The organism is Microlunatus capsulatus (assembly GCF_017876495.1).
Lineage (GTDB): Bacteria > Actinomycetota > Actinomycetes > Propionibacteriales > Propionibacteriaceae > Microlunatus > Microlunatus capsulatus.
Map to the genome: position 1 here is coordinate 3,443,291 of NZ_JAGIOB010000001.1, position 23,070 is coordinate 3,466,360.

Annotated in this window: 20 protein-coding genes, 1 other RNA gene and 1 pseudogene; 12 read left to right on the forward strand and 10 right to left on the reverse strand. The window is 73.1% G+C overall.

Annotated elements, in window-relative coordinates:
• Positions 1 to 367: 367 nt before the first annotated feature.
• The 3 genes from JOF54_RS15930 to JOF54_RS15940 all read right to left on the reverse strand — a co-directional run bounded on the left by JOF54_RS15930 (position 368) and on the right by JOF54_RS15940 (position 3,589).
• On the reverse strand, positions 368 to 1,117 hold the full coding sequence (locus JOF54_RS15930; RefSeq protein WP_210057600.1) for a hypothetical protein: 750 nt from the start codon (positions 1,115 to 1,117) through the stop codon (positions 368 to 370).
• A gap of 10 nt (positions 1,118 to 1,127) precedes the next feature.
• Complete coding sequence (locus JOF54_RS15935; RefSeq protein ID WP_210057602.1) at positions 1,128 to 2,624, reverse strand: M15 family metallopeptidase; 1,497 nt, start codon at positions 2,622 to 2,624, stop codon at positions 1,128 to 1,130.
• 104 nt (positions 2,625 to 2,728) lie between these two features.
• Entirely contained in the window at positions 2,729 to 3,589 is an 861-nt protein-coding gene (locus JOF54_RS15940) for an Fpg/Nei family DNA glycosylase (protein WP_210057604.1), read from the reverse strand.
• Between the two features lie 59 nt (positions 3,590 to 3,648).
• Between JOF54_RS15940 and arfB the strand changes: the two genes are divergently transcribed.
• From arfB to mmsB, 5 genes are all read left to right on the forward strand, one after another.
• On the forward strand, positions 3,649 to 4,101 hold the full coding sequence (gene arfB, locus JOF54_RS15945; RefSeq protein ID WP_210057605.1) for an alternative ribosome rescue aminoacyl-tRNA hydrolase ArfB: 453 nt from the start codon (positions 3,649 to 3,651) through the stop codon (positions 4,099 to 4,101).
• Between the two features lie 94 nt (positions 4,102 to 4,195).
• Positions 4,196 to 5,203, forward strand: coding sequence for a LacI family DNA-binding transcriptional regulator (locus tag JOF54_RS15950; protein ID WP_210057607.1), 1,008 nt, complete (start codon positions 4,196 to 4,198; stop codon positions 5,201 to 5,203).
• Positions 5,204 to 5,512: 309 nt separating this feature from the next.
• Positions 5,513 to 6,643 carry a multiple monosaccharide ABC transporter substrate-binding protein gene (gene chvE / locus JOF54_RS15955; RefSeq protein WP_307804256.1) on the forward strand — a complete coding sequence of 377 codons (1,131 nt, stop codon included), beginning with the start codon at positions 5,513 to 5,515 and terminating at the stop codon, positions 6,641 to 6,643.
• Between the two features lie 137 nt (positions 6,644 to 6,780).
• Positions 6,781 to 8,319, forward strand: coding sequence for a multiple monosaccharide ABC transporter ATP-binding protein (gene mmsA / locus JOF54_RS15960; protein ID WP_210057609.1), 1,539 nt, complete (start codon positions 6,781 to 6,783; stop codon positions 8,317 to 8,319).
• The gene (gene mmsB, locus JOF54_RS15965) at positions 8,316 to 9,557 is read left to right on the forward strand and encodes a multiple monosaccharide ABC transporter permease (RefSeq protein ID WP_210057611.1); all 1,242 of its coding nucleotides are present in this window, start codon (positions 8,316 to 8,318) and stop codon (positions 9,555 to 9,557) included. The genes mmsA and mmsB overlap by 4 nt, the downstream gene beginning before the upstream one ends.
• A gap of 60 nt (positions 9,558 to 9,617) precedes the next feature.
• Here the strand turns inward: mmsB and JOF54_RS15970 are convergent, their stop codons facing one another.
• From JOF54_RS15970 to map, 3 genes are all read right to left on the reverse strand, one after another.
• Positions 9,618 to 10,301 carry a class I SAM-dependent methyltransferase gene (locus tag JOF54_RS15970; protein WP_210057613.1) on the reverse strand — a complete coding sequence of 228 codons (684 nt, stop codon included), beginning with the start codon at positions 10,299 to 10,301 and terminating at the stop codon, positions 9,618 to 9,620.
• Between the two features lie 98 nt (positions 10,302 to 10,399).
• Positions 10,400 to 10,785: RNase P RNA component class A (gene rnpB, locus JOF54_RS15975), an RNA gene on the reverse strand.
• Positions 10,786 to 10,849: 64 nt separating this feature from the next.
• Positions 10,850 to 11,698, reverse strand: a complete 849-nt coding sequence (map, locus tag JOF54_RS15980; RefSeq protein WP_307804258.1) for a type I methionyl aminopeptidase — start codon at positions 11,696 to 11,698, stop codon at positions 10,850 to 10,852.
• Between the two features lie 29 nt (positions 11,699 to 11,727).
• Between map and JOF54_RS15985 the strand changes: the two genes are divergently transcribed.
• The 3 genes and pseudogenes from JOF54_RS15985 to JOF54_RS15995 form a co-directional block, all read left to right on the forward strand.
• A complete protein-coding gene (locus JOF54_RS15985) occupies positions 11,728 to 11,910 on the forward strand; it encodes an SPOR domain-containing protein (protein WP_210057615.1) in 183 nt (60 codons plus the stop codon).
• A gap of 57 nt (positions 11,911 to 11,967) precedes the next feature.
• A complete protein-coding gene (locus JOF54_RS15990) occupies positions 11,968 to 12,408 on the forward strand; it encodes a Fur family transcriptional regulator (protein WP_210057617.1) in 441 nt (146 codons plus the stop codon).
• Positions 12,409 to 12,464: 56 nt separating this feature from the next.
• Positions 12,465 to 13,922 (forward strand): annotated as a pseudogene (locus JOF54_RS15995) (catalase); the annotation flags it as partial.
• A 273-nt stretch (positions 13,923 to 14,195) separates the two neighbouring features.
• On the opposite strand, the gene JOF54_RS16000 reads toward JOF54_RS15995, so the two are convergent.
• On the reverse strand, positions 14,196 to 14,585 hold the full coding sequence (locus JOF54_RS16000; RefSeq protein WP_210057621.1) for an SRPBCC family protein: 390 nt from the start codon (positions 14,583 to 14,585) through the stop codon (positions 14,196 to 14,198).
• Between the two features lie 131 nt (positions 14,586 to 14,716).
• Here JOF54_RS16000 and JOF54_RS16005 point away from each other — a divergent pair, with 131 nt between their 5' ends.
• Together JOF54_RS16005 and JOF54_RS16010 are read left to right on the forward strand one after the other, a co-directional pair.
• Positions 14,717 to 15,118: a YtxH domain-containing protein gene (locus JOF54_RS16005; protein WP_210057623.1), complete on the forward strand. Its 402-nt coding sequence runs from the start codon at positions 14,717 to 14,719 to the stop codon at positions 15,116 to 15,118.
• A gap of 5 nt (positions 15,119 to 15,123) precedes the next feature.
• Positions 15,124 to 15,945 (forward strand): transglutaminase-like domain-containing protein, encoded by an 822-nt coding sequence (locus tag JOF54_RS16010; RefSeq protein WP_210057625.1) that lies wholly within the window; start codon positions 15,124 to 15,126, stop codon positions 15,943 to 15,945.
• 117 nt (positions 15,946 to 16,062) lie between these two features.
• Here the strand turns inward: JOF54_RS16010 and JOF54_RS16015 are convergent, their stop codons facing one another.
• A complete protein-coding gene (locus JOF54_RS16015; RefSeq protein WP_307804259.1) occupies positions 16,063 to 18,117 on the reverse strand; it encodes an NAD(+) synthase in 2,055 nt (684 codons plus the stop codon).
• A 64-nt stretch (positions 18,118 to 18,181) separates the two neighbouring features.
• Here JOF54_RS16015 and JOF54_RS16020 point away from each other — a divergent pair, with 64 nt between their 5' ends.
• Complete coding sequence (locus JOF54_RS16020) at positions 18,182 to 18,973, forward strand: carbon-nitrogen hydrolase family protein (protein WP_210057628.1); 792 nt, start codon at positions 18,182 to 18,184, stop codon at positions 18,971 to 18,973.
• 52 nt (positions 18,974 to 19,025) lie between these two features.
• The gene (locus JOF54_RS16025) at positions 19,026 to 20,363 is read left to right on the forward strand and encodes a glutamine synthetase family protein (RefSeq protein ID WP_210057630.1); all 1,338 of its coding nucleotides are present in this window, start codon (positions 19,026 to 19,028) and stop codon (positions 20,361 to 20,363) included.
• Positions 20,364 to 20,471: 108 nt separating this feature from the next.
• Here the strand turns inward: JOF54_RS16025 and JOF54_RS16030 are convergent, their stop codons facing one another.
• Positions 20,472 to 22,148, reverse strand: coding sequence for a sensor histidine kinase (locus tag JOF54_RS16030; RefSeq protein ID WP_210057632.1), 1,677 nt, complete (start codon positions 22,146 to 22,148; stop codon positions 20,472 to 20,474).
• Positions 22,149 to 22,249: 101 nt separating this feature from the next.
• A complete protein-coding gene (locus JOF54_RS16035; protein ID WP_210057634.1) occupies positions 22,250 to 22,996 on the reverse strand; it encodes a sterol carrier family protein in 747 nt (248 codons plus the stop codon).
• Positions 22,997 to 23,070 lie beyond the last annotated feature (74 nt).

Below are 23,070 nucleotides of genomic sequence, written 5' to 3' on the forward strand. Positions count from 1 at the left end.
GCCAGGTCGTCGGCCCGTCCTCGGCGCCGGGCCGGGTGCGACCGGGGCGGCGGGACGGGTGGGGCGGGGCGAGAGAAAGCTCGGGGGTTCATTCCCTCGCCCCGCTGAGAAGAACTCTAGGCAGCACGAACGGCTGGTTCAAGCAACCCGGTTGTCCACTCTCGGACATGTCCAATACTGGACACGACGAGCGCCGTCGGAGGGCGCGTTGGCCGGTCCTGAGGGCGTTGGGGGGTCTCCGCGCCCCGTCGGTGCTCCCGCGCCCGGTACCCGGGGCGCGGCCGTCCGGACGGGGCGCGGGGCGCGGCAGCGGGCGCGTCGGCTCGCGGACGCGTCGGGGGGAGGGGAGCGGGATCGCTCCCGGGGGTCAGGCCAGCTGCTCGAGGAGGGTCCGGGCCTGGGCGCGGGTGATCCGGTGCCCGTCGTCGCTGAGGATGACCAGCGTGACCCGGGCGCCGCTGCGCCGGCCGACCTCGGTCCACTGCCCGTCGTCGGGGTAGGTGCGGCGGTCGACGAGGCCGGGCAGGTCCGCTTCCAGCGTCGTCCGGACGGGCTCGTCGAGATCCTGGCAGGCCCCGACCTGCGCGGTGTAGCGCTGCCAGTAGGCGGTGGCGGCGGCCTCGTCGGCGAAGTCGAGCGCCACACCCACGCCGGGCGCGCCGCCGTCGTCGACGTAGCTCCCCTCCAGCGCCGCGACCGGGTCGGGGTAGTCGTCACGGGTGACGTCGGCGCAGCCGAGGGTGATGACGTCCTGGGCCGCGTAGCGCGGGTCGCGGGCGCGCACCCAGGTGCCGTTGCCCTCGAAGCCCTCCTCGGCCCCGCCCTCCCGGACGACCGTCCGCCAGCCGGCGGGCACCGGCAGCGCGTCGGCGTCCAGGTCGCCGGCGCGGGACGGCGCCGGGCCCGTGGGTGCCGGGGGCGGCGGCAGGGTGTTGGTGGTGGTCGGCTCGGGGTCCGCGGTCTCCGACGGCGCGGGCGACGCGGTGGCCGCGCCGGGGGTGGCGGGCCCGGGCGACGGGGTCGGACCCGACGGCGGACCCGCGGACGGCGCCGGGGTGCAGCCGGTCAGCAGCACGACGGCCAGGGCCGCGAGCGCCAGCCGGCGCCGGCGGGTCACGGGCGCGGGCTCATCGCCGGTACTCGAAGTGCTGGTAGTCCCGTCCCGGGTTCCACAGCCCGCCCCAGAAGAACCCGTCCTTCTTCAGCTGCTTCGTCACCGGCGACGAGGCGCCCAGCATGCCGAAGCGCAGCGGGGACCGGTCGATGTAGCTCTTCCCGTTGCTGGGCCACCACTTCCCCTTCGAGTCGCGGTAGGGGTTCTGCACCGGCGTGATGTCGATGGCCGTGCCGTAGGAGTGCGGGGACTGGGCGTAGGGGTTGCCCACCACCTTGCGGCAGTTGAAGCCGCTCGTGTTGTTGGCCGCCATCTGCTTCGGGTCGTTGCCGCCGTAGACGTTCGGGTTGTCCATCTTGGCGAGGGGGAAGCGCGCGTCCAGCCCGTCGCCGAAGGCCCGCCTGATCTCGGGCACCAGGTCGGTCCGGATGATGAGGACGCCGCGGTGCATCGTCTTGTCGCGGCCGTAGTAGTTCATCGTGATGGTGCTCAGCTTCGACCGGCCGACGGGGCAGCCCTTGCGCCAGGTCTTCGCGACCTCGGCCGCCGTCGTCCTGGTGACGACGGCGTTGAGCACGGCGACTCGGGTCAGGGTGCGGCTGCCGCTGACGTCCCAGCGGTCCCGGTTCGGGGCGTGGGTGGTGGCGCGCAGCGTGTACCGGGCGAGCGTGCCGACGCGGTGCCCGAAGGCCACCCGGAACTTCCCGGCGGCGTTGGTCGTCGCGGTGGCCTGGTGCCGCCAGCGCGAGCCGACCTTCACGTCGAGGTGGACCTCGACGCCGGCCCGGGCCGGGACGATCGACCCGGTCAGCGCGGGCTTCTTCAGCGCGTCGACCCGGGCGGCCGGCTCGTCCAGTGACGTGGTGGCGTCGGCGACCTCGACGGTGACGGCGGCGCTGGCCAGCTCGTCGCCGCTGCCGGGCGCCCCACCGGTGGTGGCCACGAAGACGAAGCGACCCATCGAGGTGACGGGCAGCCGGGCCGAGAACGCGTCGTCCACCAGGGACGCGGCGGCCACCTGGGTCCAGGTCTTCCCTGCGGCGGCGCGGCGGTGGACGGTGATCGTCGTGCCGGCGGCCAGCCCGGTGGCGTTGCCGGAGAAGGCGTAGCGGCCGATGTCCTGGTAGAAGCGACCCGCGACCGGGCTCCCGCTGGAGGTGACGCGCAGGGTCAGCGCGCGGGCTCCCGCCGCGGCCCGCTGCGCCGGCGCGCGGCCGGCGGTGGTCGGGGTGGTGGCCGACGGCGTCGACGTGGCCGAGGGGGTGCTGCTCGGGGTCGGCCCGGCCGGCTCGGCCGTCGTGCCGGGGCTCGGCACGGGCGTGGGGGCTGCCTCCGGGGTGGCGGTCGCCCCGGCCGTCGCGGCGGGATCCGGGGTGGCGGCCGGGCTCGCCGCGGGCGCGGGGGAGGGGGTCTCGGCGAAGGCCGCCGCCGGGGCGACGGCGAGCAGCCCGACGAGGGCGGTGGCGAGCAGCGCGGAGCGCGGCCGGCCGGGAGGGGGCTGCAGTCGCATGGGGGAAGCCTTCGCTAGCGGGACCCGAGTCCGAGGATCGTAACCCGGGCGCTCCGCGGGCGGTGGCCGCCGCGGGACCCCGGCCCGGGCTCCCGCCGGCCGGCCTAGGTCTGCTCGGCCGGGCACCACCAGGTGGTGCGGCCGCCGACCGTGGCCCGCTCCATGGCGGTGCCGCAGCGCGGGCAGTGCCGGCCCGCGCCCCGGAAGGGGATGACCTCGCCGGTGTGCACGCCGCCGTGCGCGATGGCGGCCTTCGTCGCGGTGTGCAGCGCCTCGTGCAGTCGCTCGAGCTCGCCGTCGGTGAGCTCGTCGACCGGGCGGCGGGGCGACAGCCGGGCCTGCCACAGCGTCTCGTCGGCCAGCAGGTTGCCCACGCCGGCGACGACGGACTGGTCGAGCAGCCGGGCCTTGAGCGGGGACCGGCCGCGGCGGACACGGGCGGCCAGCTCCTCGGCCCCCACGGTCTCGGCGTCCGGGCCGAGCGCGCTGGTGTCCGGGTCGAGCCGGACCCGGCCGAGCCGGCGCTTGTCGAACAGCCGCAGCGTCCCGCCGTCCTCGAAGGTCAGCGTGAACCGGTCCCAGACCGCCTTGCGGTCGGGCTCTTCACCGCCCTGGCCGTACCGGCCGCCCAGCCAGTCGCCGCCCTCGGTCAGCGTGCCGTCGGGCCCGGTGACCAGGATCCGCCCGCTCATCCCCAGGTGCAGGCCCAGCACCGGCCCCGGGGTCCGCGAGCGCCCCGTCCCCGGGGTCCGCGAGCGCCCCGTCCCCGAGGTCTCGCACCACAGGGACTTGCCGCGCCGGAAGGCGCCGGTCAGGGAGCGGCCGAGCAGGGCGGTCCGGATCTCACCGGGGGCGTGCGGCCGGCACTCGTAGGTGTCGGTGTCGTCCACCTCGGCGATCCGGCGGTGCAGGGCCGCCCGCTCGACGGTGGCGCGGGCACTCTCGACCTCGGGCAGCTCGGGCACGGCGGACAGTGTGCCCGGTGCGACCAAGGCGCGGTCGGGGGTCTGGCTAGGGTCGGGGCATGGCCGCCGAGGGACCGCTCGTGGTGACCGCCGACCTCATGGTCGACGCCGAGGAGCTGCGCTGGCGGTTCTCGCGCGCCTCCGGACCGGGCGGGCAGGGCGTCAACACGACCGACAGCCGGGTCGAGCTGTCCTGGACGCCCGAGGGCTCGGCGTCGGTGGGCCGGCTGCCGCCGGCGCTGCAGGAGCGGCTGACGGCGCGCCTCGCCGGCCGCCTCGTCCAGGGCGCCCTGGTCGTCGTCGCCTCGGAGCACCGCGCCCAGCTGCGCAACCGGGAGGCCGCCCGCGACCGGCTCGCGGCGCAGCTGCGGCACGCTCTGGCGCCCCCGCCCCCGCGGCGCCGGGCGACCCGGCCCACCCGCGGCTCCGTCGAGCGGCGGCTGCAGGGCAAGCGGGTCCGCTCCGGCGTCAAGGCCGGGCGACGGCGGGGGCGTGACGCCGGCTGGTCATGATCAGCGCGCCGGGCGCCGGTCGGCGACCATGATCATCGGCGGCCGGCGGGGTGCTGACGGCGGGTAGGGTGCTCGTCGTGTCCCGGTGCTGCCCGTGACCGCGCCCAAGCTCGGTCACCCCGCGAGCATCCGGGACGTGGCCCGGATCGCCGGTGTCTCGCGGCAGACCGTCTCCCGGGTGATCAACGACCACCCGAGCCTGCGGCCCGAGACCCGCGACCGCGTGCAGGCCGTCATCGACGAGCTCAACTACCGGCCCAACCCCATCGCCCGCGCGCTGGGCGGCAGCCGCTCCCGCACCTTCGGCGTGATCGCCTCCCAGCGCACGCAGTGGGGGCCGTCCGCGGCGATCCAGGGGGTCGAGCGCGCCGCGCGGGACGCCGGCTACCTCGTCAACACCACGAACCTGGCCTCGACCGAGCCGCAGGTGATCCGCGAGGCCCTGGCTCTGCAGGTCGAGCACAAGGTCGAGGGGCTGGTGATCATCGCCCCGCAGACCCGCACGCTCAACCAGATCGACGAGCTGGCCCTGGACATCCCCTACGTCCTGCTGCACTCCCGCGCCCAGGGCGACGAGCACGAGCTGTTCGTGGACCAGCTGGCCGGGGCGCGGGCCGCCACCCGGCACCTCGTGCGGCTCGGGCACCGCGACATCTTCCACCTGGCCGGACCGCAGGAGTGGATCGAGGCGGAGGCCCGGATGCAGGGCTTCCTGGCCGAGATGGTCGACGCCGACCTGCCCGTCCGGCCGCCCGTGCTGGGGGACTGGACGCCCGACTTCGGCTACCACGCCGGTCGCGAGCTGGCCCGCTTCCGCGACTTCACCGCGGTGTTCACGGCCAACGACCAGATGGCGCTCGGGCTCGTGCACGCCTTCCGCGACGCCGGGCTCGACGTGCCCCGCGACGTCAGCGTCGTCGGCTTCGACGACATGCCCGAGGCCGCGCACTTCTGGCCGCCGCTGACCACCGTGCGGCAGGACTTCGAGGAGCTCGGCCGGCGCTGCGTCGCGCGGCTGCTCGGCGGCAGCGAGGGGGAGGAGCCGGCCCCGCTGGAACCGCAGCTGGTCGTCCGCGGTTCGACGGCCCCGCCGGCCCGCTGAGCATCGTTATGTGAGCGATACTCAGCGTTTCCTCAAGGAGGCGCGCCCGGTTGAGTCCCTGTGCTTAGATGTGACCGGTCACAAACGTAGGGAACCTTCCCCTGACGACGACGGAGTCGGACAGATGCCAGTAGTCCGCGCGGTCACCGCGCCCTCTGCTGCTCGCCCGATCCCGGCGCCGGTGACCACCCCGTCCGCGACGTCCGTGCCCCAGGTCGGTCCTCGACCTCCTGCCGCACGTGCCCGCTCCCGCTCGCTCCGCTCCGCCATGCCCGTGGGTGCCGGCAGCAACAACCGAAAGGATCCTTCGTGATCAACAGACGCCGAATGCTCGCCGGCCTCGCGGCGACCGCCGCCCTGACCCTCAGCCTCTCCGCCTGCGGCGGCGGCCGGGCCGGCGCCGGTGGCGACACCTCCGCCGAGCCGGGCTCCAACGCCGGCGCCCTGATCGGCGTGGCCATGCCCACCAAGACCTCCGAGCGCTGGATCGACGACGGCAACAACGTCAAGGCCAAGCTGGAGTCCCTGGGCTATAAGGTCGACCTGCAGTACGCCAACGACAAGGTCCCCGACCAGCAGCAGCAGATCGAGTCGATGCTGAACAACGGCGCCAAGGCGCTGATCGTGGCCTCGATCGACGGCACCGCGCTCACCACGCAGCTGGCCGACGCCGGTACCGACGGCGTCAAGGTCATCGCCTACGACCGCCTGATCAACGGCTCGCCGAACGTCGACTACTACGTCACCTTCGACAACGAGAAGGTCGGCATCCAGCAGGGCACCTCGCTGCTCACCGGCCTCGGCATCCTCGACGCCGACGGCAAGGAGACCGGCGAGAAGGGCCCGTTCAACGTCGAGCTCTTCGCCGGCAGCCCGGACGACAACAACGCCACCTTCTTCTACAACGGTGCGATGAGCGTCCTGCAGCCCTACATCGACAACGGCACCCTCGTCGTCCCGTCGAAGCAGACCGAGTTCCAGCAGGTCGCCACCCAGCAGTGGAAGCTCGACACCGCGCAGGCCCGGATGGAGACCATCCTCAACGGCTTCTACTCCGGCAAGGACCTCGACGGCGTGCTGTCGCCCTACGACGGCATCTCGCGCGGCATCCTGAACGCCACTAAGTCGGCGGGCATCGACAACCCGATCGTGACCGGCCAGGACGCCGAGAAGCCCTCGGACAAGCTGATCCTCGACGGCGTGCAGTACTCGACGATCTTCAAGGACACCCGCAAGCTCGGTGACACGGCCGCCACGATGGTCGACGCGGTGCTGAACGGGAAGACCCCGGAGACCAACGACAACGAGACCTACAACAACAAGGTCAAGGTCGTCCCGGCCTACCTGCACGAGTCCGTGATCATCACCAAGGACAACCTCACCAAGGAGGTCGTCGACTCCGGCTACTACACCCAGGCCGAGGTCGAGAAGGGCGAGTGAGCCCTGCCCGGTCCGCGGACCGGGCGACCGGCTCCTGAGCCGACCAACGCGTCCTGAGCCTGTCCCGCCCCGCGGGGCAGGCTCAGGGCGTGAGGCGGGTCCGACCCGCACCACCGAAGCAGCACACGAGGAAGAGCATGGCTGACCACATCCTTGAGATGGTGAACATCACGAAGACGTTCCCCGGCGTGAAGGCGCTGCAGGACGTCAACCTGACCGTCGAGCGCGGTGAGGTGCACGCGATCTGCGGCGAGAACGGTGCCGGCAAGTCGACGCTGATGAAGGTGCTGTCGGGGGTCTACCCGCACGGCACCTACGAGGGCGAGATCGTCCTCGACGGGCAGCCGGCGTCCTTCTCCGGCATCCGCGACTCCGAGCGCTCGGGCGTCGTGATCATCCACCAGGAGCTGGCGCTCAGCCCGTTCCTGTCGATCGCGGAGAACATCTTCCTCGGCAACGAGCAGGCCAAGCGCGGCGTCATCGACTGGAACGCCACGAACCTGGAGGCGGCCCGGCTGCTCGCGCGGGTGGGGCTGGCCGAGAACCCGATCACCAAGATCACCGACATCGGCGTGGGCAAGCAGCAGCTGGTGGAGATCGCCAAGGCGCTGTCCAAGGACGTCCGCCTGCTCATCCTCGACGAGCCGACCGCGGCCCTGAACGACGAGGACTCCGCGCACCTGCTGGACCTGCTGCGGGGCCTGCGCGAGCACGGCATCACCTGCATCATCATCAGCCACAAGCTGAACGAGATCAAAGCCATCGCCGACCGGGTGACCGTGATCCGCGACGGCCGCACGATCGAGACGCTCGATCTCGACGCCGACGACATCTCCGAGGAGCGGATCATCCGCGGGATGGTCGGCCGCGACCTGCAGAGCCGCTACCCCGACCGCACCCCGGACATCGGCGAGGAGGTGCTGCGGATCGAGGACTGGACCGTGCAGCACCCGCTCGAGCACTCCCGCACCGTGGTGGACCACGCGAACCTCTACGTCCGCGCCGGCGAGGTCGTCGGCATCGCGGGCCTGATGGGCGCCGGCCGGACCGAGCTCGCGATGAGCGTGTTCGGCCGCTCCTACGGCCACAACATCACCGGCAACCTGTACAAGAACGGCCGGCAGATCCAGCTCAAGACGGTGCGCGACGCGATCAAGAACGGGATCGCCTACGCCACCGAGGACCGCAAGCGGTACGGGCTGAACCTGATCGACGACATCAAGCGCAACATCTCCGGCGCCGCGCTGGAGAAGCTGGCCAAGACCGGCTGGGTGGACGCGAACCGCGAGCAGGTCGTCGCCAACGACTACCGCAAGAGCATGCGGATCAAGGCGCCCAACGTCGGCGTGCTGACCGGGAAGCTCTCGGGCGGCAACCAGCAGAAGGTCGTGCTGAGCAAGTGGATGTTCACCGACCCCGACGTGCTGATCCTCGACGAGCCCACCCGGGGCATCGACGTCGGGGCGAAGTACGAGATCTACACGATCATCAACTCCCTGGCCGCGCAGGGGAAGGCGATCATCGTCATCTCCTCCGAGCTGCCGGAGCTGATGGGCATCTGCGACCGCATCTACGCCCTGGCCGCCGGACGCATCACCGGTGAGGTCGAGGTGGCGGGCGCGCGGGCCGAGGACCTGATGCACTACATGACCATGGACAAGGACGGATCCCGATGAGCTCGACCACCCAGACCGCGACGGACCCGTCGCCGGTCATCCCGCCGCCGCGCGAGCAGTCCTCGGGCGGGGTGCTCTCCTTCCTCGCCGGACGGCTGCGCCAGATCGGCATCTTCATCGCGCTGATCGCGATCGTGATCCTGTTCCAGATCCTGACCGGCGGCACGTTGCTGACCCCGCGCAACGTCACCAGCATCATCAACCAGAACGCCTACGTGCTGATCCTGGCCATCGGCATGGTCATGATCATCATCGCCGGCCACATCGACCTCTCGGTGGGCTCGGTGGTGGCCTTCGTCGGCGCCATGAGCGGCATCTTCATCGTCCAGTGGGGCATGCCCGTCTGGGCCGGCGTCCTGCTGGGCCTGGTCGTGGGCGGCCTGATCGGCGCCTGGCAGGGGTTCTGGGTCGCCTACGTCGGCATCCCGGCGTTCATCGTCACCCTGGCCGGCATGCTGACCTTCCGCGGCCTCACCCAGATGGTGCTGCAGAACGTCCCGATCACGCCGTTCCCGGACTCCTACGTGGCCATCGGCTCGGGCTTCCTGCCCCAGCCCAGCGCGACGTCGACGTTCGAGATCCTCACCGTCATCCTCGGCGTGGCCGCGACCGCCGGCCTGCTGCTCAGCCAGTTCCGCGAGCGCGCCAAGCGGGTGAAGATGGGCCTGGAGGACGAGCCGCGCTCGTGGTTCCTGGTCAAGGCCGGCTTCACCGCCGTCTTCATCCTGGCCATCACCTTCACCCTGGCCAGCTACCGCGGCACCCCGATCGTGCTCGTCATCCTGGCGGCGCTCGTGCTGCTCTACTCGACGGTGATGAACCGCTTCGTGTTCGGCCGCCACGTCTACGCCCGCGGCGGCAACCTGCACGCGGCCCAGCTGTCCGGCATCGACACCAAGCGCGTCGACTTCTGGCTGTTCGTCAACATGGGCGTGCTGGCCGCCATCGCCGGCATCGCCTTCACCGCCCGCAGCAACTCGGCCCTCCCGGGTGCGGGCACCGGCTTCGAGCTGGACGCCATCGCGGCCGTCTTCATCGGCGGCGCGGCCGTCACAGGCGGCATCGGCACCGTGACCGGAGCCATGATCGGCGGTCTGATCATGGGCGTGCTGAACAACGGCATGTCGCTGCTGGGCCTCGGCAGCGAGGTGCAGTCCTTCATCAAGGGCTTCGTGCTGCTGCTGGCCGTCGCCTTCGACATCTTCAACAAGCGCCGCGCGGCGAACGCCTCGAAGTAGGCCTAGCCGCACGACGCAGCAGCGCCCTCCCCGCCTCGGCGGGGAGGGCGCTGTCGCGTCTCAGGCCGGTCGCGTCCCCTCGACGCAGAGCTGGGTGGCCACCTCGGCCGGGTGCATCCGGTGCTCCAGCCCCCTCAGGTCCGGGTGGGCGCTGTCGCCGGCGACGCAGCGCTCGACCGCGAACCCGGCGGCCCGCATCTCCGCGGCCAGCGCGGCGTGGTCGTAGCAGAAGCCGCGGTAGTGCTCGGCGCCGACGTAGACCTCCGACAGCAGCTGGACGGGGTGGCTGAGCACGTTCCCGAGCTCGGCGTTGCGGGCCATCCCCTGCCGGGCGAGCTCGCCGTTCTCGAGGTAGCTGCGGGCGCTGGCCTCGACGTCGGGCGTCGCGAGCCGGAGGACCCCGCCGGGCGCGAGCGCGGTGAAGGCCTCCCGCAGCAGCGCCCGGCCCTGCTCCAGGGTCAGGTGCTCGATGACGTTGTCGGCGAAGACGAGGTCGACGCTGCCGGGTGCCACCGGCCAGGGCCGGATGGCGTCGAGGTGCGCGGCGCAGCGCCAGCTGATGTCGGTGTCGACCCACCCGGGCAGGGCGCGCCGGCCGGCGCCGACGTTGACGCGCACCACCCCCTCGGCGCGGGCGCGGGCGATCTCGGACTGGAAGTGGTGTCGTCGGCGGCTCAGCAGGGCGGCGTCGTAGACCCGCCCCCGTGATCCCCCGAGGACACGCCGGATGAGCGAACGTGTCATGTCCCGCACGACAGGGACCGCGGCGGTCAGCCGTCGACCGGACGGCGAGGTCGGGCCGGGCCGAGCGGAGAGCCGCCGCACGTAAGTGCGACGGAGAGGGGACGAGCCGGTCGGTAAGCCGGATTCTGTCCCGGCCACGAGGGCCGGGGGCGACCATCCATCTGCGACCGCTGTCGCCAGCGGCCTGGTGCGACCTACCCGGAGACTCGGGCGAGCAGCCCTCGGGCGTCTCCGCAGGCACGCGAGCGTGCCCTTCTTGGTCTTGCTCCCGGTGGGGTTTGCCGAGCCGCCCCAGTCACCTGGGGCGCTGGTGGTCTCTTACACCGCCGTTTCACCCTTACCCGCACGTCGCCGCGCGGGCGGTCTGTTCTCTGTGGCACTGTCCCGCGGGTCACCCCGGGTGGGCGTTACCCACCACCGTGCTCTGTGGAGTCCGGACTTTCCTCGACACCGTCGCCGGTGCCGCGGCCGCCTGACCGACTCGTCCGCCGGACACTCTAACCGAGTTGTCCGCGGTGGTCGCCCCAGCGACCGGGGGCGCGGACCGGTCAGGGGAGGGTGAGGACCTCGGCGCCGGTCTCGGTGACCACGAGGCTGTGCTCGAACTGCGCGCACCGGCTGCCGTCGGCCGTGAGCACGGTCCAGCCGTCGTCCCACATCGACCACTCGGCGGTGCCGAGGGTGAGCATCGGCTCGATGGTGAAGGTCATCCCGGGGCGCATCACCGTGGCGTGCCGGGGGTCGTCGTGGTGGGGGATGACCAGGCCCGAGTGGAAGGCGGTGTGCACGCCGTGGCCGGTGTAGTCGCGGACGACGCCGTACCCGAACCGCTTGGCGTAGCTCTCGACGACGCGGCCGAGGACGTTGACCGCCCGACCCGGTCGGACGGCGGCGACGGCGCGGCGCAGCGCCTCCTCGGTGCGCTCGGCCAGCAGCCGGGAGGCCTCGTCGAGCTCGCCGCAGCCGAAGGTGACGCAGCTGTCGCCGTGCACGCCGTCGACGAAGGCGGTCACGTCGATCTTCACCAGGTCGCCGTCCTCCAGCGGCCGGGCGTCCGGGATGCCGTGGCAGATCACCTCGTTCACCGACGTGCAGGAGGACTTCGGGTAGCCGCGGTAGCCCAGCGTCGAGGGGTAGGCGTGGTGGTCGAGCAGGTACTCGTGGGCGACGCGGTCCAGCTCGTCGGTGGTGACGCCGGGGGCGATGGCGTCGCCGGCCGCCCGGATGGCGCCCGCCGCGACGCGGCCGGCCACCCGCATCCGCTCGACGGTCTCGGCGGACTGGACGTCCGGGCCCTCGTAGGGGCGGGGAGCGGGGCGGCCGACGTACTCGGGACGGGGGATCGAGCGGGGCACCGGGCGGGGCGGGGAGACGGGTGCGGGCAGGACGGGGCTCACGCCCGCCAGGCTAGTTGTACGGTCAGGGCATGGCTGATGGCGAGTGGTGGTACGACCTCAAGACCCGGTCGGCGGTGCAGGACACGAAGGCCGGCAAGATCGCCGACCGGCTCGGCCCCTACGCCTCCCGCGAGGAGGCGGAGCAGGCGCTGGACAGGGTGGCCGAGCGCAACGAGGCGTTCGACGAGGACCCGCGCTGGAAGGACGACTGACCGCTCTGGGCGCGGACAATCTGGAACGGTTCCAGACAAGGGTGCTACGGTCGGGTCATGACCACCTCCGCTGCCGCCGCGCCCTGGGGCGAGCAGCTCAAGGCCGCTGACCTCCGCGTCACCCGGCCCCGGCTCGCCGTCCTCGAGGTCCTGGACGCGACGCCCCACATCACCGCGGACGAGGTCACCGAGCGCGTCCGCGCCCGGCTCGGCGCGGTGTCCACCCAGGCGGTGTACGACACCCTCAACACGCTGACCCGCCGCGGCGTGCTCCGCCGGTTCGAGCCCGCGGGCTCGGCCATGCGGTTCGAGACCGCCGCCGGCGACAACCACCACCACCTCGTCTGCCGCCGCTGCGGGTCGGTGACCGACGTCGCCTGCGCCGTCGGGACCGTCCCCTGCGCCGTGCCGGCCGAGACCGCCGGCTTCGTCGTCGACGAGGCCGAGGTGACCTACTGGGGCACCTGCGCGCCCTGCGCGTCCACCGCGGCGTCCTGACGCCGGCCCGCCCCACGACCTTCCCCGCACACCCTCCCCGAGAACCGAGAGGCACCATGACCACCGAGCTCTCCGCACCGCCCACCGGGCCGTCCGCGCCCGTCTCCACCACCGACACCGGCGCCCCCGCGCCCAGCGACCAGTTCTCCCTGGGCACCGGCCCCGGCGGCACCGGCCCGATCCTGCTGCACGACTTCCACTTCGTCGCCCAGATGGCGCACTTCAACCGGGAGCGCGTGCCGGAGCGGAACGTGCACGCCAAGGGCGGCGGCGCCTTCGGCCACTTCGTCACCACCGAGGACGTCTCGCAGTACACCAAGGCGGCGCTGTTCCAGCCCGGCGTCAAGACCGAGATGCTCGCCCGCTTCTCCACCGTCGCCGGCGAGCAGGGCTCGGCCGACACCGTCCGCGACCCCCGCGGCTTCGCGCTGAAGTTCTACACGTCCGAGGGCAACTGGGACCTGGTGGGCAACAACACCCCGGTCTTCTTCGTCCGCGACGCCATGAAGTTCCCGCACTTCATCCGCACCCAGAAGCGCCAGCCCGACTCCGGCCTCCAGGACTGGAACATGCGCTGGGACTTCTGGACGCTGCAGCCCGAGTCGGCGCACCAGGTCACCTACCTGATGGGGGACCGGGGCATCCCGAAGAGCTGGCGGCACATGAACGGCTACGGCTCGCACACCTACATGTGGGTCAACGAGGCCGGCGAGCGCAGCTGGGTGAAGTTCCACTTCGAGTCCGAGCAGGGCGTCGTCAACCTCTCGAACGAGGAGGGCGCCCAGGCCGCGGCCACCGACCCCGAGGCCCACCGCCGCGACCTCTTCTCCTCGATCGCCGACGGCGAGTTCCCGCAGTGGACGCTCTACGTCCAGGTGATGCCGTACGAGGACGCGAAGACGTACCGCTTCAACCCCTTCGACCTCACCAAGACCTGGTCGAAGAAGGACTACCCGCGGATCAAGGTCGGCACCATGACCCTGGACCGCAACCCGGAGAACTTCTTCGCCCAGATCGAGCAGGCCGCCTTCGCGCCCAGCACCGTGGTGCCCGGCATCGGCTTCAGCCCCGACAAGATGCTCCTCGGCCGCGTCTTCGGCTACGCCGACACCCAGCGCTACCGCATCGGCCCGAACTACCTGCAGCTGCCGGTGAACCAGCCGAAGGTGGAGGTGAACACCTACCAGTTCGACGGCCCGATGGCTTACAACTACACCCCGAGCCAGCCGGTCTACTTCCCGAACACGGTGAACGGCCCGGAGGTGAAGACCGACCTCTTCTCGGGCCACTCGTGGGAGACCGACACCGAGATGGTCCGCACGGCCTACGCCCTGCGCTCCGAGGACGACGACTTCGGCCAGGCCCGCACGCTGGTCAACGAGGTGATGGACGCCGACGAGCGCACCCGCCTCGCGATCACCATCGCCTCGACGCTGGGCACGGTCCGCCCGGACATCAAGGAGCGGGTCTTCGCCTACTGGCGGGCCGTCGACCAGGCCCTCGGCGACGCCGTCGCCGACCTGGACGGCAGCGCGGCGGCCGAGGCGCACGGCCCGGCCCCGGCCTCCGACGACCCGGACACCGCGGTCAACAAGGAGGTCACCATCGAGCGGGGCACCCCGCTCAACGGCGGCCCGCTGCCGGCCGGGGTCTCCGGCCAGGCCTGAGCCCCCTCGCACCACCCGGTCACCGGCCGGCACCCGCACCGGGTGCCGGCCGGTGCCGTCCCCGCTCCCTGAGCCCGTCGAAGGGCCACCGCTCCCTGAGCCCGTCGACGGGCTCTCCGCTCAGCGCGCGACGAGCTCCCGCAGGGCCAGCCAGGCGAGCGGGGCGTAGGCCGTCACCAGCGCGGTGGGACCCTCGACGACCAGCCCCGTGGCCGAGCCGCCGCCGGGCGCGGCCCGCACGTCGTGGTGCAGGTCCATCCGCACCGGGCCGAGCCGGACCAGCCAGCTCCAGCGCCGGGCGACCGGGTCGACGTCGGTGATGGTGAAGCGCAGCCGCAGGCCCCCGGGGACGTGCACGGTGCCGGTCACCCCGCGGGCGATCCGCTCGGCGTCGGCCTCCACGCGGCGGATCTGCGGCGACCAGGTGGGCCAGGCCCCGATCACCGCGTAGCGCTCCCAGGCCACGCCCGCGGGGGCCGCGCCCTCGGCGCTCAGGCGGCGCACGGCCATCAGTCCTCCTCGGTGTGTTCCCGTCGTGTGACGACGCCGGAGCCCCCGTCCGGGGGCGGCGCGCTCATCGTAAACTTCCCCTCCGAGGCGCCGACGGAGTGCGTCGACCGCAGCCCGACGGAGGAGTGAGCATGAAGATCGTCAAGATCAGGACCCTGCTGGTGGCCGGGATCGCCGGTGGCGCCGGCTACGTGCTGGGGACCAAGGCCGGCCAGACCCGCTACGCCGAGCTGAAGGTGCAGGCCGACAAGCTGCGCGCGCAGGCCGACCGGCTGGCCCGCAGCCCCCAGGTGCGCGAGACCGTGGCCAACGTCGCCGACAAGGTCAAGGAGACCGCCGAGAAGCTGCCCGACCAGGTGGCCGACGTCGTCACCAAGGTGACCGACTCCGCCACCGGTGCGACGAGCGGGTCCGCCCCCGGCAGCGGCGACCCGGCGACCCCGGAGCCCTCCCCGACGACCTCCGCCCCCGCGACCGCCGCCCCGGACCCCGACGCCCTCGAGGGCGACGGCCCGCCGCGCTCCGCCGGCTGACCCGGGTGAGCACCCGCACCCTGCAGATCGGCTGCGAGTTCGTCCACCAGTCGCGCTTCGACGTCCCCTCGGTGTTCCAGGTGGAGCCCCTCGGGGACCAGGACGCCGAGCTGGTCGAGGCCACCTGGTCGTTCGACCCGGACCTGGTGAGCAGCACCTACACCGACCTCTACGGCAACCTCTGCCGCCGGCTGACCATCCCGGCCGGTCGGTCGACGATCACCTACGACGCCGCGGTGATCGTCACCGACGACACCGAGGAGGCCGACGAGGACGCCCCGGAGATCGCGCCGGAGAAGCTCCCCGACGACGTCCTGATCTACACCCTGCCCAGCCGCTACGCCCTGCCCGACGTGCTGGGCAAGGAGGCCTGGAACCGCTTCGGCGGCCTGACCCCCGGCTACACCCGGGTCCAGGCGATCTGCGACTACGTCAACAGCCACCTGACGTTCCAGTACGGGGCCAGCAACTCCCGCACGACGGCCGCGGACGTGCACGCGTCGGGCTACGGGGTCTGCCGCGACTTCACCCACCTCGGGGTCTCGCTGTGCCGGGCGCTCAACATCCCGGCGCGCTACGTCTTCGGCTACCTCCCGCAGATCGAGGTCCCGCCGCTGGACGCCCCGATGGACTTCGCGGCCTGGATGGAGGTCTACCTCGGCGACCGCTGGTGGACCTTCGACCCGCGCAACAACCAGCGCCGCAAGGGCCGCGTCCTCATCGGCCGGGGCCGCGACGCCGGCGACGTGGCCATGGCCACCACCTTCGGCTCGCCGTACCTCGAGTCGATGGTGGTCACCGCCCAAGACGCCCCCGGGAACCCGTAACTGCTGCGCGAGCGTCGAGGGTCGGGCGCCCCCGCCTGGAGGAGGAGGGACGGGACACGCTCTTCGTCCCGTCCCGACGACGAAGGCGGGGGCATCAGCCCGCCCGCGCGAGCGCAGTCAAGAAGAGGGGGGCACGTTGCGGTCGAGCTCGGCCAGCCAGATGGTGGCGTTGCCGTCGGAGGGGGCGCGCCACTCGCTGCGCGGGGAGAGCGAGCCGCCCGCGACGACCTTGGGGCCGTTGGGGATCGCCGAGCGCTTGAACTGGCTGAAGGCGAAGAAGCGGCGGATGAAGACCTCCAGCCAGTGCCGGATGGTCGGCAGGTCGAACTCCTTGCGGGAGTCGAGGTCGAAGCCGGGCGGCCAGTCGCCGCGGTCGGCGTGCTCCCACGCGTGCCGGGCCAGGAACGCGATCCGGCTGGGCGGGAAGCCGTAGCGGAGCACGTGGAACAGGGTGAAGTCCTGCAGCGCGTAGGGGCCGACGACGTCCTCGGTGCTCTGCGGCCGCTCGCCCTCGGCGACGGGCACCAGCTCGGGGGAGATCTCCTGGTCGAGGATCACCCGCAGCACCGCGCTGGTCTCCTCCTCGAACTGCCCGGTGCCGATCACCCAGCGGATCAGGTGCTGGATGAGCGTCTTGGGGACGCCGGCGTTGACGCCGTAGTGCGACATCTGGTCGCCGACGCCGTAGGTGCACCAGCCCAGCGCGAGCTCGGACATGTCACCGGTGCCCAGCACGATGCCGCCGCGCTGGTTGGCCAGCCGGAACAGGTAGTCGGTGCGCAGCCCGGCCTGCACGTTCTCGAAGGTCACGTCGTAGACGGGCTCGCCGCCGGCGAAGGGGTGGTCCATGTCGGCCAGCAGCTGGCGGGCGGCGGGCCGGATGTCGAGCTCGGCGAACGTCGCCCCGATCGCCTCCCCGAGGCGGGTGGCGCTGTCCTTGGTGCCAGCGCTGGTCGCGAACCCGGGCATGGTGAAGGCGAGGATGTCGCTGCGCGGCCGGCCCAGCCGGTCCATCGCCTTGGCCGCGACGATCAGCGCGTGGGTCGAGTCGAGGCCGCCGGAGACGCCGATGACGATCTTGGGCTGGCCGATCGCCGTCAGCCGCTGCTCCAGCGCCGAGACCTGGATGTTGTAGGCCTCGTAGCAGTCCTGGGCCAGCTGCTGGGGGTCGTCCGGGACGAAGGGGTAGCGGTCGACGCGCCGCTGGAGGCCGATGTCGTGCCGCGGTGGGTCGAGGGTGAAGGGGACGGTGCGGAACGTGTCGCCGCCCGTCCGGTCCTGCCAGGTGCGCCGGTTGTCGTCGAAGGTGCCCGTCCGGAGCCGCTCCTGGCGCAGCCGGAGCAGGTCGACGTCGGCGACGGCCCGGCGCGGGCCGTCGGGGAAGCGCTCGGTCTCGGCCAGCAGCTGGCCCAGCTCGTAGACCATCGTCTGGCCGTCCCACGACAGGTCGGTGCTGGACTCCCCGGAGCCGGCCGCGGCGTAGACGTAGGCGGCCAGGCAGCGCGCGGACTGCGAGCGGACCAGCAGCCGGCGGTCGTCGGCGCGGCCGACGGTGATCGGGCTGCTGGAGAGGTTGAGCAGCACCGTCGCGCCGGCCAGCGCGGCCTCGGTGCTGGGCGGCAGCGGCACCCAGACGTCCTCGCACACCTCGACGTGCACCACGAGGCCGGGGACGTCGACAGCGGTGAACAGCAGGTCCGGTCCCAGCGGGACCTCCTGGCCGGCGAGGTGCAGGACGGCGTCGCGGCGGTCGTCGCCGGGGGCGAAGTGGCGGCGCTCGTAGAACTCGCGGTAGGTCGGCAGGTAGGACTTGGGGGCGACGCCCAGCACCGTCCCGCGGTGCACGACGACGGCGGCGTTCAGCAGCCGGTTGCCGTGCCGCAGGGGTGCCCCGACGACGACGACCGTCCGCAGGTCCGCGGTGCCCGCGACCAGGTCGGCGACGGCGGCCTCGACCTCGTCCAGCAGGACCTCCTGCAGCAGCAGGTCCTCGATCGCGTAGCCGCTGAGGGCCAGCTCGGGGAACACCGCGACGGCCACCCCCTCGGCGTCGCAGGCCCGGGCCTGCTCCAGCACCGACGCGGCGTTGGCGCGCGGGTCGGCGAGGGTGACCGGCGCCGTGCAGGCCGCGATCCGGGCGAAGCCCTGGTCGTACACGGAGTCGAAGTCCACGGGCGCCAGTCTGCCGCACGGCCTCCGGGCGCCGGCGGCGAGGAGCCGGGGGCAGAATGCGGCCATGCGCCTCGCCCTCGCCCAGATCGTCAGCGGACCCGACCCGGCCGCCAACTTGGCGCAGGTGGCCGGCCGCACCCGGGAGGCCGCGGACGCCGGCGCCGACCTGGTCCTGTTCCCCGAGGCGACGATGCGCGCCTTCGGCCACGACCTGACCGGCGTCGCCGAGCCGCTCGACGGGCCGTGGGCCGACGGCGTCCGGCAGGTCGCCGCGGACGCCGGCGTGGTCGTCGCGGCCGGGATGTTCACCCCCGCCGGCGACGGCCGGGTCACCAACACGCTGCTGGTCACCGGCCCGGGCGTCGAGGCGGCCTACGCCAAGATCCACCTCTTCGACGCCTACGGGTTCGCCGAGTCCGACACGGTCGCGGCCGGCGACGAGCCGCTGGTCGTCGAGGTGGCCGGGGTGCCCGTCGGGTTCACCACCTGCTACGACGTCCGCTTCCCCGGTCTCTACACCGCCCTGGCCGACCGCGGCGCCCGGGTGGTCGCGGTCTGCGCCTCCTGGGGCGCCGGTCCCGGCAAGGTCGAGCAGTGGGAGCTGCTGGTCCGCGCCCGGGCGCTGGACGCCACCGTCTTCGTCGCCGCGTGCGGGCAGGCCGACCCGGCGACGACGGGCGTGACCTCCTCCGGCCGCGCCCCCACCGGGGTGGGGCACAGCCTCGTCGTCGGGCCCACCGGCGTGGTGCGGGCCGGCCTGGGGGACGGGCCGGGGCTGCTCGTCGCCGACGTCGACCCCGGGGAGCTGGCGGCCGTCCGCCAGGCCCTCCCGGTGCTCGCGAACCGGCGCTTCTGAGCGCGCCGGGGTCGTAACGCGCGCGTTACGGGCCGACGGGCAGACTGAGCCCGTGGACAAGCAGACCGAGTTCGTGTTGAGGGCCATCGAGGAGCGCGACGTCCGCTTCGTCCGGATGTGGTTCACCGACGTGCTCGGGTTCCTCAAGTCCGTGGCCATCGCGCCCGCCGAGCTCGAGGGCGCCTTCGCCGAGGGCATGGGCTTCGACGGCTCGGCCATCGAGGGCTTCGCCCGCGTCTACGAGTCCGACATGGTCGCCCACCCCGACCCCGCCACCTTCCAGGTGCTGCCCTGGCGCGACACCAGCCCGGCGACGGCGCGGATGTTCTGCGACATCTCGATGCCGGACGGCTCGCCGTCCTACGCGGACCCGCGCTACGTCCTCAAGCGGGCGCTGAAGAAGGCCGCCGACCTCGGCTTCACCTTCTACACCCACCCCGAGGTCGAGTTCTTCCTCTTCAAGGACCCGCTGGAGCCCGACCAGCCGCCGGTCCCGGTCGACCAGTCCGGCTACTTCGACCACACCCCGCAGAGCCTCGGCAGCGACTTCCGCCGCAAGGCGATCACCATGCTCGAGCAGATGGGCATCTCCGTCGAGTTCTCCCACCACGAGGGCGGTCCCGGCCAGCAGGAGATCGACCTCCGCTACGCCGACGCCCTGTCGACCGCGGACAACCTCATGACCTTCCGCGTCGTCGTCAAGGAGGTGGCGCTGTCCCAGGGCATCCACGCCTCCTTCATGCCCAAGCCGTTCACCGAGCACCCGGGCTCGGGCATGCACACCCACATGTCGCTGTTCGAGGGCGACAACAACGCCTTCTACGACGCCAGCGCCGAGCACCACCTGTCCAAGGTCGCGCGGCACTTCATCGCCGGCCTGCTGCGGCACGCGGGCGAGATCACCGCCGTCACCAACCAGTGGGTCAACTCCTACAAGCGGCTGGCCGGCGGGGGCGAGGCCCCCAGCTACATCTGCTGGGGCCGCAACAACCGTTCCGCGCTGGTCCGGGTACCGATGTACAAGCCCAACAAGGGCTCCTCGGCCCGCGTCGAGCTGCGCTCCATCGACTCCGCGGCCAACCCGTACCTGGCCTTCGCGCTGATGCTGAACGCCGGCCTGGCCGGCATCGAGGGCGAGTACGAGCTGCCCGAGGGCGCCGAGGACGACGTCTGGTCGCTCACCGAGCGGGAGCGCCAGGCCCTGGGCATCGAGCCGCTGCCGCGCAACCTCGACGAGGCGATCCGGGCGATGGAGAAGTCCGAGCTGGTCGCGGAGACCCTCGGCGAGCACGTCTTCGACTTCTTCCTGCGCAACAAGCGGGCCGAGTTCGAGGAGTACCGCCGCCAGGTCACGCCGATGGAGCTGCGGCGGCTGCTGCCCGTCCTCTGAGCCCGGCGCGGCCGGGGGAAACCCGCGAGCCCGGCGAGGCGGGTGGCCGCGGGATAGCGGCGCCGGCGGGGTGACCGCGACCCCGTGCTCACACGAGCGGTCAGACCCTCAGCCCTGCGGCAGCAGCCAGCGCAGCCGCAGCCCGCCGTCGGCGGGCCGCTCGACGGTGAAGATCTGGCCGTCGTCGGCTGCCTGCTCCCAGAGCCGGGCCACCGCCGTGCCCCGCTCGGCCAGGCCGGCGCCGTCGTCGGCGACCAGGAGCGTGAGGCCGTCACCGCCCCCGCTCACCTCCACCCGGCCCCGGTGCGCCCCGGCCGGCCGGACCGCGTCCTGCAGGGCCGTCCGCAGGACCCGCTCCACGACGGTGCTGGCGCCGGCGTCCACGACGGTGTCGAGGGTGCCGGCGAAGACGACCTCGGGGCGGAAGCCCAGGTCGGGCTCCAGCTCGTCGACCAGGCCCAGGACCGTCGTCCGCAGCAGGGTCATCGCCGCCGAGCGCTCGCCGCGGCGGCGCGGGTCGACCGAGGCGCGGACCTGCTGGATGGTGTCGTCGATGTCGGTGATGGCCCGGAACAGCCGGGGCCGGGCGGCGGCGCCGAGCACCTCGCCCGCGGTGCTCTGCAGGCTGAGGCCGATCGAGAACAGCCGCTGGATCACCTGGTCCTGGAGGGTGTCGGGGATCCGGTCGTGCTCGTCCCGGTCCTCGAGGAGCTGCCGCGCCGACCGGGTCTCGGCCAGCTCCAGGGCCAGGGCGGCCTGGGTGGCGAAGTCCTCGGCCATCGAGACGTCGGCGGCGGCGAACGCGGGCTCGCCGAGCGGACGGCTGACCACGACGGCACCGTGCACCTCGCCGCGTCCCTTGAGCGGCAGCGCCAGCAGCGGGCCGACCCCGATGCTCGGCTCCACGTCGGAGTGCACCCCGCGCCGGTCACCGACGGTCACCAGCTGCACCTCCCCGGTCGAGATGGCGAGGTCGGCGAGGCTGCCGGCGCGGGCGTAGCGCCGGCCCTCGAGCGCCTCGGCGCCGACGCCGGAGGCCACCTGCACCTCCAGCTCGTCGGGGTCGTCCTCGCTGGGCCGGGAGATGGTGACCGTCCGCGCCCCGGCGAGGTACTTCACGTTCGCGGCGATCTCGCGCCAGACGGCCCGCTCGTCGCCGTCGCCGCCCAGCAGCAGCCGGCTGACCTCGGCCGAGGCCATCAGCCAGTGCTGGCGCTGCCGGGCCTCCTCGAGGTGGCTGGCGTTGTCGACCCCGAGAGCCGTCGTCTCGACGAGGTGGTCCAGCAGCTCGCGGTCGTCGGCCGTGAAGGGCTCGGCGCCGCTGGAGCCGAAGACGTAGAGGGTGCCGTAGAGGCCGAACCGGGTCTGCAGCGGCACCTCGAGGACGGGGCTGCGCGGGAGCCTCCGACGGCCCGCGGCCGGCTCGGGACGCGAGGCCGTCCTGGCCGCCAGACCGCGCAGGTGCGCCGACCCGTCCACCCCGTGCAGCGTCAGCCGCAGCTGGATGGTCGCCACCTCCTCGGTGTCGGCCGAGCTCAGCACGTACCGCTCGACACCGCCGTCGGGCGCGCGCACGGCGAAGGCCGCGTACTGGGCCCGGGTCAGGCCGACGGACAGCTCCACCATCCGCCGGAGCCGACCCGCCACCGTGGTCTCGCGGCCCATCTCGCGGATCCGCCCCAGCAGGTCACGGAAGCGGTCGGCGAGCGCGCCAGGATCGCCGCCGGGCGACGGGGCCGGCGACGGTCGGGTCCGCACGGGACGATCGCGGGGACTGGAGCTCACCCGAGGATGCTAGGGACGCCGGAACCAGAAATCTACGACTTCCGAACAAGTTTCGCCCACGAGGGCGAGATCGGACCGGTGGGCCCGGGGCGGAAGTCTCCTCAGCCGCGTCTCAGGAGGGGCAGGACCGGCGTGAGGTCGGCTCGCAGCCCGGAGGCCGTGACCTTGCCCGAGGCGAGGGCCCGCGCCCAGGGCGTCCGGCCGACGGCCATCCTCAGGAAGGTCACAGCATCGGTCTCGACCACGTTGGGCGGGGTGCCACGGGTGTGCCGGGGGCCGGGGTCGCCGATCGCGCACTGCACGGCCGCGAAGGGCGGGACCCGGACCTCGACCGAGCGCCCGGGGTGCCGGTCGGCGAGCACGGCGACCAGCGCGCGGCTGGCCCGGGCCAGGGCGCCGCGGCCGAGCGGCACCAGCGGCGGCTCGGGGTGGGAGCGGTTGAGGTCGTCGGCCGCGAGCACCTGGGCGACGAGCTGGACGGCCAGGGCGTCCTCCAGGGTGGCGGCACCGGCGGGGGTGCGGACCACGGTGCTGGCCGCGAGGCCCTCGGGGGCGAGGGCGGCGGCCACCTCGGCCGCGTGCGCCGCCAGCTCCTCGACGGCGTCCCCGACGGTGGTGGCGGGGTGCTCCGGGGCGACGGCGGCCAGGGTGAGCACCGCGGGCAACGGCTGCGCCCGCTCGGCCACCGGGGTCGCCAGCGTCGCCCGCAGCGCCCGTTGCAGGGCGACCAACCGGCCCGCCACCTCGTCGGCGTCGGCGCTGACCGCGTCGAGCCCGCGCAGGGCGTCCAGGACGGCCGCCGACTGCTCCAGCAGAGCGTCGGCGGGCCGCTGCCGCAGCGATGCCATCGCTCCCACCTCCGCCGGGGACGCTACCAAGCGCTCCCGCGGCCGGGACGACGGGCGCCGGGGGTGGGCGGTCC